Origin of the sequence: Streptomyces sp. CA-181903 (genome assembly GCF_050937075.1) — a bacterium.
Taxonomy (GTDB): Bacteria; Actinomycetota; Actinomycetes; order Streptomycetales; family Streptomycetaceae; genus Streptomyces.
This window is the reverse complement of record NZ_JBNJLY010000001.1, coordinates 1367657-1383036: the sequence shown is the minus strand read 5'-3', so window position 1 is coordinate 1383036 and position 15380 is coordinate 1367657. Positions and strand designations below refer to the sequence as shown.

Here is a 15380-nt window from a genome sequence, read left to right as displayed (position 1 = left end):
GCGGGCTGTGCCCCGGGCCCTCCCCTTCGCCGCTTCCTGGGGCTGCGCCCCAGACCCCGCTTGTCGCGGCTTCGCCGCTCGTCCTCAAACGCCGGACGGGCTGATTCCAGCCCGTCCGGGGGCCCGCCCCCGCAAGAAACGGTGAAACGGCGGGACCGGGGCACCCCTCCCCCCGGCGTACGGTGGGGCGATGACCCCGCCGACCAAGCGCCGTACCGTACGCCGCGTCGTCTCGCTCGTCCCATCCCTCACCGAGGCCGTCGCCGCCACCGCGCCGGAACTGCTCGTCGGCGCCACGGACTGGTGCGAGCATCCGGCCGGGCTCGACGTCGTCCGCGTCGGCGGCACCAAGAACCCCGACGTCGCGCGGATCGCCGCGCTCGCGCCGGACCTCGTCGTCGCCAACGAGGAGGAGAACCGGGCCCCCGACCTCGTGGCCCTGCGTGCGGCCGGTCTTGAGGTGCTGGTGACCGAAGTCCGCACGCTCGACCAGGCATTCGCCGAGCTGGAACGGCTTCTCGTGGCCGGCTGCGGGCTGTCCTCGCCCGGCTGGCTGGCGGACGCGCGGGACGCCTGGCGGGACGTTCGGCCGGCAACGCCCTTGCTGCGAGCGGTGGTTCCGGTGTGGCGCAGGCCGTGGATGGTGCTCGGGCGCGACACTTTCGCCGGGGACGTCCTCGCCCGGCTCGGCGTCCACCACGTGTACGCCGGCCACGCCGAGCGCTACCCGCGCGTCCCGCCGGAGGAGCTGCGCGCGACCGGCGCGGATCTGGTCGTGCTGCCCGACGAGCCGTACCGCTTCACGCGCGACGACGGGCCCGAGGCGTTCCCCGGGCTCCCCGCCGCGCTGGTCAGCGGCCGGCATCTCACCTGGTACGGGCCGTCGTTGACACACGCGCCCGAGGTGCTGGGACGGGCGCTGCGAACAGCCGTCCGCTGACCAGCCCGCCCGCGGTCCGTACGGCCGCGACCGCCCAGGCCGCCACCAGCACCGCGTACAGGCCGGCCGCCAGCCAGGTGAGGGCGTGCAGCCCGGTGTGGCGCGCCAGTCCCGCGGCGCCCGTGACGCAGGTGCCGACCGGGAAGGTGAAGGCCCACCAGGCCATCGCGAAGCCCATGCCGGAGCGGGCCGCCCGGACCACCATGGCCGTGGCGAAGGCCAGCCACAGCAGGGCGAAGCCCATGACCGGCACGCCGTACAGCACCGCGAAGGCCGTCATCGCCGCCGGGTACGGGCCGCCGACCGCGCCGGGGGCCGCGTCGGCGAGGTTGTTCACCGCCGTGGTGGACTGCCCCAGCGGGCCGAGGACGAGGAACAGCGTCGGGGTCAGGGCCGGCGGCAGCGGGCCGTGGTGGACCAGCCGGGAGAACAGCACCGGCAGGATCATCAGCGTCATCAGCAGGCTCAGCCCGAACAGCGCGTAACAGCCGAGCAGCATGGCCTCCCGCGGCTGCCCGGCCGGCAGGTGGGCGACGAGGGCCGGCCCGAGCGCGGCCGACACCATGGGCGCCACGACCGGCAGCAGCCACACGGGCGAGGCCGTGCCGGGCTCGACGCGGTGCCGGGTCACCATCAGGAACGGGATGCCGGCCGCCGCCGCCAGGCCGGTGACCGTGCCCGCCGTCCACAGCACCGCGTCCGCCGCCACCGCCGCCGGTTCGCCGGTCACGCCCGCCCCTACCGAGAGCGTCGCGCTCCCGACCGCCAGCAGGGCCATCGCCAGACAGCCGTAGAAGGGCGCCACCGCGGGGTCCGCCAGATGCCGGACCGCCTGGTCCCGGTGGCGCGCCCAGTGCGCGGCCCGGGCGGCGAGGAGCGCCACGAGGGCGGCGGCCGCCAGGAGCCAGACGGCCCCCAGGGCCGGACGCGGCAGGGCCCGCCCGGGAAGCGCCGCGCCGGCGCTTGCCACGATGGCGGTGCCCATGACCGCGGCGTACCAGTTCGGGCCGAGGTGACGCAGCCGCCTGACGGCGGGGGAGGGGGCGGCGACATCAGGGGGCGCCGGGGCGGGGGCTGGGATGAAGGAACGGACCGTGCTCATGCCTCCACGGTCGTCCCTCCGGCCCACCCTCACCAGGGGCCCCTGTCCTATGAGGACATAACCTTGACTTATGACTTACCCGTCGGACTCGTCCGGCCCGCCCCGGCCCGTCGCGGAACGCGTCCCCGACCTGGCCGCCCTGGAACTGCTGCTCGCCGTGGCCCGGCTGGGCAGCCTCGGCCGCGCGGCCCGCGAACTGGGCATCACCCAGCCCGCCGCGAGCGGCCGCCTCCGGAGCATGGAACGGCTGCTGGGCGTCGCCCTGGTGGAACGCTCGCCGCGCGGCTCCCGGCTCACCCCGGCGGGCGTCCTGGTGACGGACTGGGCGCGCCGGATCGTCGAGGCGGCCGAGGCCCTCGACGCCGGGGCCCAGGCGCTGCGCACCCGCCGCGACTCGCGGCTGCGGGTCGCGGCGAGCATGACCATCGCCGAGTACCTGCTGCCCGGCTGGCTGATCACGCTGCGCACGGAGCGGCCGGGGACGGCCGTCTCCCTGTTCGCGGGCAACTCGGCGGCCGTGGCGGCCCGCCTCCTCGAGGGCCGGGCGGACCTCGGGTTCGTCGAGGGGCTGGAGCTGCCACCCGGCCTCGACGGCGCCGTCATCGGCCACGACCGGCTCGTCCTGGTCACCGCGCCCACCCACCCCTGGGCCCGCCGCCGGACGCCCCTGACCCGCGCGGAGCTCGCCGCCACCCCCCTGATCCTCCGCGAGAGCGGCTCCGGCACCCGCCAGGTCCTCGACGCGGCCCTCGCCGCCGAGGACGGCCCGGCCCCGCCGCTGCTGGAACTGGCCTCGACCACGGCCGTCAAGGCGGCGGTCGTGAGCGGCGCCGGCCCGTCCGTCCTCAGTGAACTGGCCGTCGTGGACGAGCTGGCCAGTCGCCGCCTCGTCGAGGTCCCCGTCGCCGGCCTCGGCCTGCGACGGGCCCTGCGCGCGGTCTGGCCACTGGGGCAGCGGCCGGTGGGACCGGCGTGGGAACTGCTGGGGCTGACGCGGGGGTAGGCGCGGCGCTTCCGGAAGGGGCCTCTGCCACGGAACGCCGCGCTCGGCGCGGCGGGTGCCGTCCGCGTCCCCGGGGCGGGTGCTACGGGGTCGGGTGTAGCGACCCGTGCCTGTGCGGGGGTGGGTGCTGAGCGGCCTGGTGGGGCCGGCCGTTCCCGTCCGGGGGTGGGTGTGCTGCGGGGGCCGGGTGAGGCCGTCCGGTCCCGTCCGGGGGCGGGTGCCACGGGCCCAGGTGAGGCGGCTCGTCCCCGTCCGGGGCCGGGTGTTCCGAAGCCTGGTGAGGCCGTCCCTTCCGTCTCCGGGCCCAGGTGCTACGGGGCCCGGTGGCGGCCGGCCGCGCGCCCGGCGGCGCCGGCTGACGGCTGCGCCGCCGCCGCGACCAGCCCGCGGATCAGGCGCAGGTCGTCACGTACCTCCGGGTGCCACTGGACGCCGACGGCGAAGCCGCCCTCCGGAGACGGGAGTTCGAGGGCCTCGATGGTGCCGTCCTCCGCGTGGGCCGAGGCGACGAGGCCGCGGCCCAGGCGGGCGACGCCCTGGTGGTGGTGGGTGGCGACGTCCACCGGGATGGGCATCAGACGGGCCGTCAGGGTGCCCGGGACCGTCTCCACGAGGTGGTCGGCGAAGGTGCCGACGCGAGGGTTGTGGCCCTTGTGGCCCACGGTTTCCGGGAGGTGCTGGTTGAGGGTGCCGCCGGCGTGGACGTTCATCAGCTGCATGCCCCGGCAGATGCCCAGCACCGGGGTGCCGCACCGCAATGCCGCGTCCAGCAGGGCCAGTTCCCACAGGTCGCGCTCCGGGACCGGGCGGCCGGTGCGGGGGTGCGGCTTCTCGCCGTAGAGGGCCGGGTCCACGTCCTCGCCGCCCGCGAGGACCAGGCCGTCGAGGCGTGCGACGAGCTCGGGGGCGGCGTCCGGGGCGTCGGGCGGCAGCATGACGGCCAGGCCGCCCGCCCGCCGGACGTACTCCGGGTACGTGCTCGGCAGCAGCGCCGCGTGCTGGTCCCAGGCGACGCCCCAGCGGGCGCGGGTGGAGTAGGTGGTGACCCCGATCAGCGGCCGGTGGGCCCGGGGGCCCGAGGAGCGGGGCCGGGCGGGCTCTGCTGGATTGTCACGTTGTCCTCGCGTCCTTTCCGGTGGGGGAGACCGGCCGGGGATCCGTACGGGCGTCGTCCCGCCGGGTGTTGCCCGTCGGTGGGGACCCGTCGGTGGGGTCCGTCGGTGGGGTCCGTCGGTGGGGTCCGTCGGTGGGGCCCGGTAAAGGTCGCCCCCGGTACCTTTGCCCGCTGACGGGGTGTCGCGCAACCCCCGCGCGCCACGCGCCCCTTGAACGCGCCGTCCGCCACCCCACCCAAGCCGGGCCTCAAGCGACCGCGTCAGGCGAGGAAGCCCCGCAGCAGCGCCGCCGTCCCGCGCAGTGCTCGCGCATGGCCGCGCGCGCCGCGTCCCGGTCGCCCCGGAGCACGGCCTCGGCGAGGGCCGCGTGCTGCCGCTGCGAGTGCTCCAGGTTCCGGACCAGCAGCGGGATGCAGTCCAGGAGTTGGTTGACGGTCGCCCGCACCGCCGAGTAGTGCGCGGCCAGCGACGGCGAGCCGGACAGCTCGGCCAGGGTGAGGTGGAAGAGGGTGTCGTGACGGCGGTAGTCGTCCGGGGCGGCGTCGCGGGTGGCGGTCAGGGCCGCGCGCAGCCGGTCCGCCGCCTCCGGCGGGAGCGGTCGGGCGGCGCACAGTTCGGCCGCGCCCAGCTCCAGCACCTCGCGGAACCGCAGGGTGTCCTCGACGTCCACGTCCGCCACCCGGCGCCGCAGTTCGGCCGCGTCCGCCGTCGGGGCCGGCGCCGGGAGCGCGTGGACGAACGTACCGCCGTACCGGCCGCGCCGGCTCTCCACCAGCCCCTGCTCGTGCAACACCCGCAGCACCTCGCGGAGCGTCACCCTGCTGATCCGCAGCCGCTCGGCCAACTCCCGCTCCGACGGCAGTCGTTCGCCGTCGGCCACCAGGCCCAGACGTATGATCCGCAGTATCCGCTCCAGGGCCTCCTCGAAGCCGTTGCCCGCGTGGACCGGCCGCAGCACCGACGACAGCCGGTCGGCCGCGCTCCCGTTCATCGGACCCCTTCCCAACCAATGGTCTACCGGCATACCTTAAGACTTCCGGTCGCACCGCACGGACCGCACCGATGGGGAGGCTCACCCGTGGCAGACCGCACGCCCCCGCTCAGCGTCGCTGAGCTCCGCCGGCTCGTCGGCGGCGGAGAGATCGACACCGTCGTCCTCGCCTTCACCGACATGCAGGGGCGGTTGCAGGGGAAACGGTTCGCCGCCCGCTTCTTCCTCGACGACGTGCTGGAGAACGGCACCGAGGGGTGCAACTACCTGCTGGCCGTGGACGCGGACATGAACACCGTCGACGGCTACGCCATGGCCTCCTGGGAGCGCGGCTACGGCGACTTCGCGATGCGCCCGGACCTGTCCACCCTGCGCCGCACCCCCTGGAACCCGGGCACCGCCCTGGTCACGGCCGACCTCACCTGGCACGACGGCTCCCCGGTGCTCGCCTCGCCCCGGCAGATACTCCGCCGCCAGCTCGACCGGCTCGCCGAGCGCGGCTGGACCGCCCAGGTGGGCACGGAGCTGGAGTTCATGGTCTTCAAGGACTCCTACGAGGAGGCGTGGAACGGCGGCTACCGGGGGCTCACCCCGGTGAACCAGTACAACGTCGACTACTCCGTCCTCGGCACCGGACGCGTCGAGCCCCTGCTGCGTCGCATCCGCAACGAGATGGGCGCCGCCGGGCTCACCGTCGAGTCCGCCAAGGGCGAGTGCAACCTCGGCCAGCACGAGATCGCGTTCCGCTACGACGAGGCCCTCGTCACCTGCGACCAGCACTCCGTCTACAAGACCGGTGCGAAGGAGATAGCCGCCCAGGAGGGCATGGCGCTCACCTTCATGGCCAAGTACGACGAGCGCGAGGGCAACTCCTGCCACATCCACCTCTCGTTGCGCGACGCGTCCGGGCAGCCGGTGCTCGCCGACGACGACGGTCCCTACGGCATGTCGCGCACGATGCGGCATTTCCTCGCCGGACAGCTCGCCGCGCTGCGGGAGTTCACCCTCCTCTACGCGCCCAACATCAACTCGTACAAGCGGTTCCGCCCCGGCTCCTTCGCACCGACCGCCGTCGCCTGGGGACCGGACAACCGCACCTGCGCCCTCCGCGTCGTCGGCCACGGCCGCTCCCACCGCTTCGAGAACCGCCTCCCCGGCGGCGACGTCAACCCCTACCTCGCCGTCGCCGGCATGGTCGCGGCCGGACTGCACGGGGTGGAGAACGAGCTGGAACTCCCCGAGGTGTGCACCGGCAACGCATACGCCGGTGACGCCCGGCACGTTCCCGCGACACTCCGCGAGGCGGCGGAGCTGTGGGAGGGCAGCGCCCTGGCCCGGGCCGCGTTCGGGGACGAGGTGGTCGAGCACTACCTGACCATGGCCCGGGTCGAGCAGGAGGCGTACGACACCGCCGTGACGGACTGGGAGCGCTACCGCTCCTTCGAGCGCATGTGAGGGATGGGCCCGTGCTTCTGGAAGTTCTCAACCCCGCGACCGAGGAGGTCGTCGCCACCGTCCCCGCCGCCACGGCCGAGGACGTGGACGCCGCCGTCCGGCGGGCCGCCGGCGCCCAGCGCGGCTGGGCCGCCCTCGCCCCCGGCGACCGCGCCCGGCTGCTCCGCCGCTTCGCCGGCGTCGTCGACGCGCACCTGGAGGAACTGGCCCTGCTGGAGGTCCGCGAGGCCGGGCACCCGGTGGGCGGCGCCCGCTGGGAGGCGGGCAACGTCCGCGACCTCCTCGACTACGCGGCCGGCGGCGTCGAACGGCTCACCGGCCGGCAGATCCCGGTGGCCGGCGGCCTGGACGTCACCTTCCACGAACCGCTCGGCGTCGTCGGCGTCATCGTGCCGTGGAACTTCCCCATGCCCGTAGCCGCCTGGGGCTTCGCCCCCGCGCTCGCCGCCGGCAACGCCGTCCTCCTCAAACCGGCCGAGACCACGCCGCTCACCGCCCTGCGGCTGGCGGAACTGGCCCTGGAGGCCGGGCTTCCGGAAGGACTGCTCCAGGCACTGCCCGGGACCGGCCCGGTCGCCGGGAACGCGCTCGTCGAGCACCCCGGCGTCGCCAAGATCGTCTTCACCGGGTCGACGGGCGTCGGCAAGCGGATCATGGCGAAGTGCGCCGAGCACGTGAAGCGGGTGACCCTCGAACTCGGCGGCAAGTCCGCCAACATCGTCTTCGCCGACGCGGACGTCGAACGCGCCGCCGCGGCCGCCCCCGGCTCGTTCCTCGACAACACCGGCCAGGACTGCTGCGCGCGCAGCCGCATCCTCGTCCAGCGTGACGTTTACGACCGCTTCATGGAACTGCTCGAACCCGCCGTCCGGGCCGTCGTCGTCGGCGACCCCGCCGACCCGGCCACGGAGATGGGCCCGCTGATCTCGGCGGCGCACCGGGAGCGGGTCCGCTCCTACGTTCCGGAGTCGGCACCCGCGGCGATCCGGGGCGAGGCCCCGGCGGGAAAGGGATTCTGGTACCCGGCCACCGTGCTGGAGGGCTCCCCCGACGACCGGGTCGCCCGCGAGGAGGTGTTCGGGCCCGTCGCCGTCGTCATCCCCTTCGAGGACGAGGCGGAGGCGGTGCGGATCGCGAACGCGACGGACTACGGGCTGGCCGGGTCGCTCTGGACGCGGGACGTCTCGCGGGCGCTGCGGGTGTCGCGGGCCGTCGCGGCGGGGAATCTGTCCGTGAACTCGCACAGTTCCGTGCGGTATTGGACGCCTTTCGGGGGGTTCAAGCAGTCGGGGCTGGGGCGGGAGTTGGGGCCGGAGGCGGTTGCCGCGTTCGCGGAGGTGAAGAACGTGTTTGTTGCGGTGGATTGAGGGTGCCCCGGGCCCTCCCCTTCGTCGTTTCCTGGGGCTGCGCCCCAGACCCCGCTTTTCGCGGCTTCGCCGCTCGTCCTCAAACGCCGGACGGGCTGAAGAGTGCGCCCGGGCGCGAACCACCAGCCCGTCCGGCGTTTGAGGACCTCGCGGCGAAGCCGCGATGCCGGGGCGCGGGCCCTCCCGCAGAAACGGTGAAAGGGCGGGACCGGGGCACAGCCCGCCGCAGGCGCACCACCCACCCACCCACAGAAAGGGAACCCCCGTGACCGAAACCCCCACTTGCCACCGCCTCCCCGGCCGAACGGCCGTAATCACCGGAGCAGCCGGCGGCATCGGCCTGGCCACCGCCCGCCGTCTCGCGTCGGAAGGCGCGCGAGTCGTCTGCGCCGACATCGACGAAAAAGCAGGCCAAGCGGCAGCGAACGAGGTCGGCGGCCTCTTCGTCCGCACCGACGTCACCGACGCCGACCAGGTGGAAGCCCTCTTCAGGGCCGCGAACGACACCTACGGCTCGGTCGACATCGCGTTCAACAACGCCGGTATCTCCCCGCCCGACGACGACTCCATCCTCACCACCGGCCTCGACGCCTGGAAGCGCGTCCAGGAGGTGAACCTCACCTCCGTCTACCTCTGCTGCAAGGCGGCGCTGCCGTACATGCGCGCCCAGGGCAAGGGGTCGATCATCAACACCGCGTCGTTCGTCGCGGTGCTCGGCTCGGCGACGTCGCAGATCAGCTACACCGCGTCGAAGGGCGGGGTGCTGGCGATGTCCCGGGAGCTGGGCGTGCAGTTCGCGCGGGACGGGATCCGGGTGAACGCGCTGTGCCCGGGGCCCGTCAACACCCCGCTCCTCAAGGAGCTGTTCGCCAAGGACCCGGAGCGGGCGGCGCGGCGCCTGGTGCATGTGCCGGTGGGCCGGTTCGCGGAGGCGGAGGAGATCGCGGCGGCCGTGGCGTTCCTGGCGAGCGACGACGCGTCGTTCGTGAACGCGGCCGAATTCCTGGTGGACGGCGGTATTTCCGGGGCGTATGTGACCCCCCTGTAGCGATGCGACCCCCCTGTGGTGCCGGGCGCTCCGCCTGTAAGGTCCATGATCAGACGCCGGAGCCGGACGTTCCCGTTCGGCTCGGGCGTGTGTCACTGCCCTTTCAGCACCGAGCACCGAAGAGAACGCATGCGCACGAAGTACGCCATCGCCGCCGGCTTCCTGGTCACCGCAACCCTCGCCACCTCGGCGCCGACCGCTGGTGCGGCCCCGGCGGCGCACGGCGCCCGGACCGCGGCCCACTGTCCCCAGCTGGACAAGAACATCGCCTGGTTCGGCACCAACCGCGCCAAGCTCCAGCGGATGATCGACGAGCGCGGCACCTGCTCGGGCCGGACCGGCGCCCGTCCCGTCGCCGCGTTCGACTGGGACAACACCGTCGTCAAGAACGACATCACCGACGCCACCCTCGCCTGGTCGCTCAAGCACGACAAGATCCTCCGGCCGAAGAGCTGGAAGGACACCAGCAAGTGGCTGACCCCGGCCGCCGACCGGGCCCTCACCGCCGCCTGCGGCACCTCCGTGCCGGCCGGCAAGCCGCTGTCCACCTCGAAGAACGTCCGTTGCGCGGACGAGATATTCGAGATCCGCGAGAAGTCCAGGACGATGGACGGCAAGGCGGCCTTCGCGGGCGACTGGAACCACCGCCGTACCGTCCCCGCGTACGCGTGGATCCCGCAGCTGTTCTCCGGCCACACCCCGGCCGAGCTCGCCTCTTTCGCCCGCAAGGCCCGCGCCGAGCAGCTCGCCGCGCCCGTGGGCAGCAAGCAGACGGTCGGCACCCACACCATCGCCGGCTACGTCCGCTACTACGACCAGCAGAAGGACCTGATCCGCACGCTCAAGGCGGCCGGTTTCGACGTCTACATCGTCTCCGCCTCCTCCGAGCCCATCGCCGAGGCATGGTCCGGCGGCGTCGGCCTGGACCGCGCCCACACCATCGGCATCCGCAGCATCGTCAAGAACGGCCGCCTCACCGCGGGCATCAAGGGCTGCGGCGACGTCAAGGACGGCATGGGCGAGGCCCTGCCGTACATGGACGGCAAGCGCTGCATGATCAACGAGCACATCTTCGGCATCAAGGGCGCCCACGCCTGGAAGCAGCAGGACTTCCGGCACCGCATCGCCCTCGGCGCCGGCGACGCCGACACGGACGTCACCTTCGTCGGCGACGCCACCGGCGCCCACCTGGCCGTCAACCGCAACAAGGCCGAGCTGATGTGCCGGGCGTACGACAACGAGGACGGCCGCTGGGTCGCCAACCCGATGTTCATCGACCCGATGCCGCGCAAGACCGGCACCTACCCCTGCGCCACCGCGGGCTACACCCGCCCCGACGGCACCCTGGCCCCCGTCCGCCGCACGGACGGCTCGGTGATCCCGGACCAGACGGACACCGCGGCCCTGTAAAACCACTGCGGGCGCACCGGCCTCAGAGGAACGTCTTGCCCTCGCCCCGGTACGTGGGCACGGTCTCCGCCACCCGGTCCCCGTCGATCAGGTGCAGGCCGGCGAAGCGCTCGCAGAGTTCGCCGGCCTTGGCGTGGCGGAACCAGACCTTGCCGCCGACGGACAGGTCGTCCGCCGGGGCGCCGAGCAGCGGGGTCTGCACCTCGCCGGCGCCCTCCTGGCGGGTCAGGCGCAGGCCCGCGGGGAGGTGGGGGACGGGCAGGCGGTCGCGGCCCGGCGGGCCGGAGGCCGGGAGGCCGCCGCCCAGGACGGTGACGGCGCCGGGGCCCGGCCGGCGGACCACCGGCAGCGCGAACAGGGCGGCCGGACGGCCCGTGAAACCGGTGTAGTGGTCGAAGAGGTGGGGCTGGTACAGGCCCGAGCCCGCCGCCACCTCCGTCACCGCCGCCTCGGCCGCCGTGAGGTGGACGCTGCCCGTCCCGCCGCCGTTGACGAACTCCAGGTCCGCGACCGCCCGGACCGCCCGGACCGCCTCCGCCCGGCGTACCGCCAGCTCCCGCCGGGAGACCGACTGGAGCAGCCGGACCGCCCGGGAGCGCAGCGGCCGGCCCGCCACCGCGTCCGCCACCCCCGCCACCTGCGCCTCGTACGCCATCAGGCCCACCAGCCGGAAGCCGGGGCGGCGGACGACCGCATGGGCCAGCGCGGCCAGCCGGGCCGGGTCGCGCAGCGGCGAGCGCAGGGCGCCCACCCGGACGCGACCCGCCAACAGCCGCAGTGAGGTGTCCAGTTCGAGACACACCCGTATTTCCTCGCGTCCCGTCCGGGCCGCGTCGATCAGCGCGAGCTGCGCCGGGTCGTCCACCGTCACTGTGACCGCGCGGGCGAGGCGGGCGTCGGACGTCAGCTCCGCGAACCCGGCCCGGTCCGCGGACGGGTAGGCGAGCAGCACGTCGTCCACGCCCGAACGGGCCAGCCACAGCGACTCGGCGAGCGTGTGGCTCATCACCCCGGCGAAGCCGTCGCGTTCCAGCACCCGCGCCAACAGGGCGCGGCAGCGTACCGACTTGGTGGCCACCCGGATCGGTTTGCCCCGCGCCCGGCGCACCAGGTCCGCCGCGTTGGCGTCGAACGCCCGCAGGTCGACGACGGCCAGCGGGGCGTCGAGGTGCGCGGTGGCCCGGTCGTAGCGGGCCCGGTCGGCGAAGGCGCCGGTGGCGTGGGCGAAGGCGGGCGTCATGGCGGGCAGCTTGCCAGAGCGGATTACCGCTGGGTAGGGGTGTGCATGGCGGAGCGGGGCCGCCGGTGGATGGCCTCCGGTGCGACGTGCCCGTAGAGTGACGCGCGCCGTGGATCACCACGGCCGCGTACAGCGCGGGGAGGCCGGGCCCGGAGGCAACCGGCCCGCCCCGCACGGCAGTCGAGAGGCGGGCGGCGGTCGCCCGGGCGGGGGAGCGCAGGGTGGGCACCGAAGCGGAACGCCTCCGGACGCCCGCGCCCGCCCCCGTGGTCCTGCCGCCGCGTCCCACGCACCCGCCGTCGCCCGCCGTGCCCCGTACCGGGCGTACCAAGCGTGCCGGGCGTGCCGGGCGCGGGGCCGCCGCGGCCGTCTGCGCGATCCTCGGCGCGGGGCTCGTCGGCGGCGCGGCGGCGGGCGGCTGGCTCACGGCCCGGCCGCCGGAACGAACGGCCGCCGAGGCCGTGTACGCCCGCGCCGGAACGGTCTGGGAGACCGCGCCGGTCGACCGCCTCTTCCCGCCCGCCGTGCACGACGCGACCGCCGGCCCCGGCGGCGCCTCCCGCGACTGGACCCGGCTCGGCGTCGCCCCCGACACCGGCTGCGCCGACGCCTTCGATCCCGCCCTCGCGCTCGCCCTGCGCCCGGCCGGCTGCAAGCGGCTGCTGCGCGCGACGTACGCCGACGCCACGTCGTCGAGCGTCACCACCGTCGGGCTGCTCGTCACCGGGGAGGACGCGGACGGGATGCGCTCGCTCCACGACCGGTTCACCGCCGAACGGCTCGACGAGCGGCCGGACATGCTGCCCCGCCCGTACGCCCCGCCCGGCACCCCCGCCGAGCGGTTCGGCGACGCGCAGCGCGCCAGCTGGCACGTCCGCACGCTCACCGACCTGCCGGTCGTCGTCTGGTCGGTCACCGCCTTCGCCGACGGCCGCCCGGTGGCCCACCCCGAACCGGCCGCCCGCGCCGTCGCCCCCACGTCCACCACGGCCCCCGCCGAGGCGGGCCTCGGCCATGACGCGACGGCGCTGGCCGCGCACGTCGAGCGGGCCTATCGGGCGGCGGCGCGCGGAGGGCCGGCGGCGGGGGGTGCGCGGTGAGCGCGGTGGGGGTGGGGCGGGGCCGGGCGGCCTCCGGTGCGAGGCCCGGCGGACGCACGCACACGAAGGCGACGGCGATGGATCCGGGCGCGCGGAGGCGGCGACCGCCGGAAACCGTGCCCGGGAAGGGCGCGGTGCCCACGACACGGCCTGCGGGAGGCGCGCGATGAGCGGGGCGCGGGCGGGCCGGGAGCTCCGCCGCACGGCCGCGCGGCCGGGGCCGGTACCCGCCGCGACGACCCTCCGGCCGGCCACGAGGACCACGAACGGCGAACGGGGGGCTCCCACCGGGGCGGCGGGGCGCGCCGCGCCGTCCTCCCGGACGGGCACGGGCCCCGGCCCTCGGGGCGTCGCGCGGGACGGTACCCGTCGCGCGGCGGCCGCCCTCGCGGCCGTCCTGGCCGCCGTCCTCTCGGCCGTACTCGGCGGCGCCGCCCCCGCGCACGCCGACGCGATCCGGGTGCAGGAGTGGGCACTCGACGCGCTGCGCCTCCAGGAGGCGTGGCGGACCACGCGCGGGGCCGGCGTGACCGTCGCCGTCCTCGACACCGGCGTCGACGCCGGCCACCCCGATCTGCGCGGCCGGGTGCTGCCCGGCAAGGACCTCGTCGGCTTCGGCGCCGGGCGCGGGGACCGGACCTGGGCGCGGCACGGCACCGCCATGGCCGGGATCATCGCGGGCCGCGGGCACGGGGACGGCGACGGGGACGGGGTGCTGGGCGTCGCCCCCGAGGCCCGCGTCCTGCCCGTCCGCGTGATCCTGGAGGAAGGCGACCCCGCCCGCGCCCGGGCGCGCGGCGCGCGCGGCGGCGCACTCGCCGACGGCATCCGCTGGGCCGCCGACCACGGCGCCGACGTCATCAACCTCTCCCTCGGCGACGACAGCGCCACCGCCCACCCCGACGCCGGCGAGGACGCCGCCGTCCGCTACGCCCTCGCCAAGGGCGCCGTCGTCGTCGCCTCCGCCGGGAACGGCGGCCGGGACGGCGACCACGCCTCCTACCCGGCCGCGTACCCGGGCGTCATCGCCGTGACCGCCGTCGACCGGAACGGCGGCCGGGCCGCCTTCTCCACTCGACGGTGGTACGCGACTCTCAGTGCGCCCGGTGTCGGGGTCGTCATCGCCGATCCCGACCGGCGGTACTACGAGGGGTGGGGGACGAGTGCGGCCGCGGCGTTCGTGTCGGGGGCGGCGGCGCTCGTCCGCTCCGCGCATCCCGGGCTGGCTCCGGCCGAGGTGCGGCGGCTGCTCGTTTCGTCCGCGCGCGAGGCGCCGCCGGGCGGGCGCAGCGACGAACTCGGCGCCGGTGTGGTGGATCCGGCGGCGGCGCTTGCCCTCGCGGCTCGGCCCCTGCCGGATCCGCCGGGGGCGGGTGGGGTGGCGCCTCGGTACTTCGGTGCGGGGCCGGGGGCCCGGCGGGCCGAGCCGTCGGCTTCCGGGTCGGGTGGTTCCGTGGTCGGTGCCGGGGCGGCCGGTCTTGTGTTGCTGGCGGTCGCGGGGGTGCTGTGGTGGCGCCGGGGGCGGGTGGGGTGCCCCTGACCCTCCCTTTCACCGTTTCCTGGGGCTGCGCCCCAGCCCCCCTTTTCGCGGCTTCGCCGCTCGTCCTCAAACGCCGGACAGGCTGAATAGGGCGCCCACTCAGCCCGGTGGGGGTCCCCCCTCTGGGGGAGTTTGAGGACAACCGCGCGGAGCGCGGTTTCGGGGGTGCGGGAGCGCAGCCCCCGCAAGAAACGGCGAAAGGGCGGGACCGGGGCACCACCCCAACCCCCACCGTGAGCGCCGCCCCCCTCCCGATACCCTCGACCCGTGGCCCTCAAGAACATCCCGGACCCCGGTTTCTCCGACGACGACGGCTCCGCCGACCCCGTACTCGCCGAGGCGCTCGCCGCCTGGGCCGCCGACCGGGCGGCGGAGGGGCGGGTGCTGGCCGCGCTCAAGGACGCGCGGCTGCTGGTGCCGGTGGTGGCCGTGCTCGGGGAGGTGGAGACCGGGCCGGACGGGCTGAAGCGGGAGAAGACCAGCGACATGGCCGTCCCCACCCTCCAGGCGCCGGACGGGCGGCGGGCGCTGCCCGCGTTCACGTCGATGGAGACGCTCCACCGCTGGCGCGCCGACGCGCGGCCCGTCGCCGTCCCGCTGCACCAGGCGCTCCAGGCGGCCGCGCACGAGAAGGCCGACACGATCGTCGTCGACATGGCGGGGCCCGTCACCTACCCCCTGACCGGCCGGGCCCTGCTCGCCCTCGCCGAGGGGCGGACCAGCACTGACCCGATCACCGATCCCGCCGTCGCCGAGGCCCTGCGCACGCTGCTGGCCGCCGAGGACGGCGTCCTCACGGCGCACCTCGTCCCCGCCGGTGACGCGGACGGGACGCTCGCGCTGGCGCTGGCCGACGGGGCCGCGCCCGCCGACGTGGCCCGGCGGATCGCCGGGGCCCTGGCCGGCGACGAGGTGCTGCGCGCCCGGCTGGTCCGCGGCCTCGATCTGGCGCTGCTGCCGGTGGGCGCCGAGGTGCCCGGGGAGCCGCTGTTCAGCCGCTGAGCGGTGACGCCGCCGAGCGGCGATCTTTCGACAGGCGCCCCGGAGTGGACCGTCCGACAATGCGAGG

Annotated in this window: 12 protein-coding genes and 1 pseudogene; 9 read left to right on the top strand and 4 right to left on the bottom strand. The window is 75.5% G+C overall.

Annotated elements, in window-relative coordinates; all coding sequences use genetic code 11:
* The first annotated feature begins 190 nt into the window (after positions 1–190).
* Positions 191–940: a helical backbone metal receptor gene (locus ACQEVS_RS05950; protein ID WP_433016182.1), complete on the top strand. Its 750-nt coding sequence runs from the start codon at positions 191–193 to the stop codon at positions 938–940.
* On the opposite strand, the gene ACQEVS_RS05945 is transcribed toward ACQEVS_RS05950, so the two are convergent.
* A complete protein-coding gene (locus tag ACQEVS_RS05945) occupies positions 867–2042 on the bottom strand; it encodes a TDT family transporter (protein WP_433016179.1) in 1176 nt (391 codons plus the stop codon). The two genes, ACQEVS_RS05950 and ACQEVS_RS05945, sit on opposite strands and share 74 nt — an antisense overlap.
* A gap of 70 nt (positions 2043–2112) precedes the next feature.
* Between ACQEVS_RS05945 and ACQEVS_RS05940 the strand changes: the two genes are divergently transcribed.
* Positions 2113–3045 carry a LysR family transcriptional regulator gene (locus ACQEVS_RS05940; protein ID WP_433016176.1) on the top strand — a complete coding sequence of 311 codons (933 nt, stop codon included), beginning with the start codon at positions 2113–2115 and terminating at the stop codon, positions 3043–3045.
* Positions 3046–3356: 311 nt separating this feature from the next.
* Here the strand turns inward: ACQEVS_RS05940 and ACQEVS_RS05935 are convergent, their stop codons facing one another.
* Both ACQEVS_RS05935 and ACQEVS_RS05930 read right to left on the bottom strand, forming a co-directional pair.
* A complete protein-coding gene (locus tag ACQEVS_RS05935; protein ID WP_433027293.1) occupies positions 3357–4097 on the bottom strand; it encodes a gamma-glutamyl-gamma-aminobutyrate hydrolase family protein in 741 nt (246 codons plus the stop codon).
* A gap of 323 nt (positions 4098–4420) precedes the next feature.
* Positions 4421–5151 (bottom strand): annotated as a pseudogene (locus ACQEVS_RS05930) (FadR/GntR family transcriptional regulator).
* 87 nt (positions 5152–5238) lie between these two features.
* Here ACQEVS_RS05930 and ACQEVS_RS05925 point away from each other — a divergent pair.
* The 4 genes from ACQEVS_RS05925 to ACQEVS_RS05910 all read left to right on the top strand — a co-directional run bounded on the left by ACQEVS_RS05925 (position 5239) and on the right by ACQEVS_RS05910 (position 10431).
* Complete coding sequence (locus tag ACQEVS_RS05925) at positions 5239–6606, top strand: glutamine synthetase family protein (protein ID WP_433016173.1); 1368 nt, start codon at positions 5239–5241, stop codon at positions 6604–6606.
* An 11-nt stretch (positions 6607–6617) separates the two neighbouring features.
* Complete coding sequence (locus ACQEVS_RS05920) at positions 6618–7973, top strand: aldehyde dehydrogenase family protein (protein WP_433016170.1); 1356 nt, start codon at positions 6618–6620, stop codon at positions 7971–7973.
* A 265-nt stretch (positions 7974–8238) separates the two neighbouring features.
* Positions 8239–9021 carry a 3-oxoacyl-ACP reductase gene (locus ACQEVS_RS05915; protein ID WP_433016167.1) on the top strand — a complete coding sequence of 261 codons (783 nt, stop codon included), beginning with the start codon at positions 8239–8241 and terminating at the stop codon, positions 9019–9021.
* Between the two features lie 129 nt (positions 9022–9150).
* On the top strand, positions 9151–10431 hold the full coding sequence (locus ACQEVS_RS05910) for a haloacid dehalogenase-like hydrolase (protein WP_433016164.1): 1281 nt from the start codon (positions 9151–9153) through the stop codon (positions 10429–10431).
* Between the two features lie 22 nt (positions 10432–10453).
* Here the strand turns inward: ACQEVS_RS05910 and ACQEVS_RS05905 are convergent, their stop codons facing one another.
* Positions 10454–11671: an amino acid deaminase/aldolase gene (locus tag ACQEVS_RS05905; RefSeq protein WP_433016161.1), complete on the bottom strand. Its 1218-nt coding sequence runs from the start codon at positions 11669–11671 to the stop codon at positions 10454–10456.
* A gap of 221 nt (positions 11672–11892) precedes the next feature.
* On the opposite strand from ACQEVS_RS05905, the gene ACQEVS_RS05900 reads away from it, so the two are divergent.
* From ACQEVS_RS05900 to ACQEVS_RS05890, 3 genes are all read left to right on the top strand, one after another.
* Positions 11893–12771: a hypothetical protein gene (locus tag ACQEVS_RS05900; protein ID WP_433016158.1), complete on the top strand. Its 879-nt coding sequence runs from the start codon at positions 11893–11895 to the stop codon at positions 12769–12771.
* A 166-nt stretch (positions 12772–12937) separates the two neighbouring features.
* Positions 12938–14311, top strand: coding sequence for a type VII secretion-associated serine protease mycosin (gene mycP, locus ACQEVS_RS05895; RefSeq protein ID WP_433016155.1), 1374 nt, complete (start codon positions 12938–12940; stop codon positions 14309–14311).
* Between the two features lie 267 nt (positions 14312–14578).
* On the top strand, positions 14579–15313 hold the full coding sequence (locus ACQEVS_RS05890) for an SseB family protein (RefSeq protein ID WP_433016152.1): 735 nt from the start codon (positions 14579–14581) through the stop codon (positions 15311–15313).
* Positions 15314–15380 lie beyond the last annotated feature (67 nt).

Excerpts from the sequence above, each read along its gene's own strand:
- ACQEVS_RS05940 (WP_433016176.1), top strand. The coding sequence starts at position 2,113 with ATGACTTACCCGTCGGACTCGTCCGGCCCGCCCCGGCCCGTCGCGGAA.
- ACQEVS_RS05950 (WP_433016182.1), top strand. The coding sequence starts at position 191 with ATGACCCCGCCGACCAAGCGCCGTACCGTACGCCGCGTCGTCTCGCTC.
- mycP (WP_433016155.1), top strand. The coding sequence starts at position 12,938 with ATGAGCGGGGCGCGGGCGGGCCGGGAGCTCCGCCGCACGGCCGCGCGG.
- ACQEVS_RS05910 (WP_433016164.1), top strand. The coding sequence starts at position 9,151 with ATGCGCACGAAGTACGCCATCGCCGCCGGCTTCCTGGTCACCGCAACC.
- ACQEVS_RS05945 (WP_433016179.1), bottom strand. The coding sequence starts at position 2,042 with ATGAGCACGGTCCGTTCCTTCATCCCAGCCCCCGCCCCGGCGCCCCCT.
- ACQEVS_RS05905 (WP_433016161.1), bottom strand. The coding sequence starts at position 11,671 with ATGACGCCCGCCTTCGCCCACGCCACCGGCGCCTTCGCCGACCGGGCC.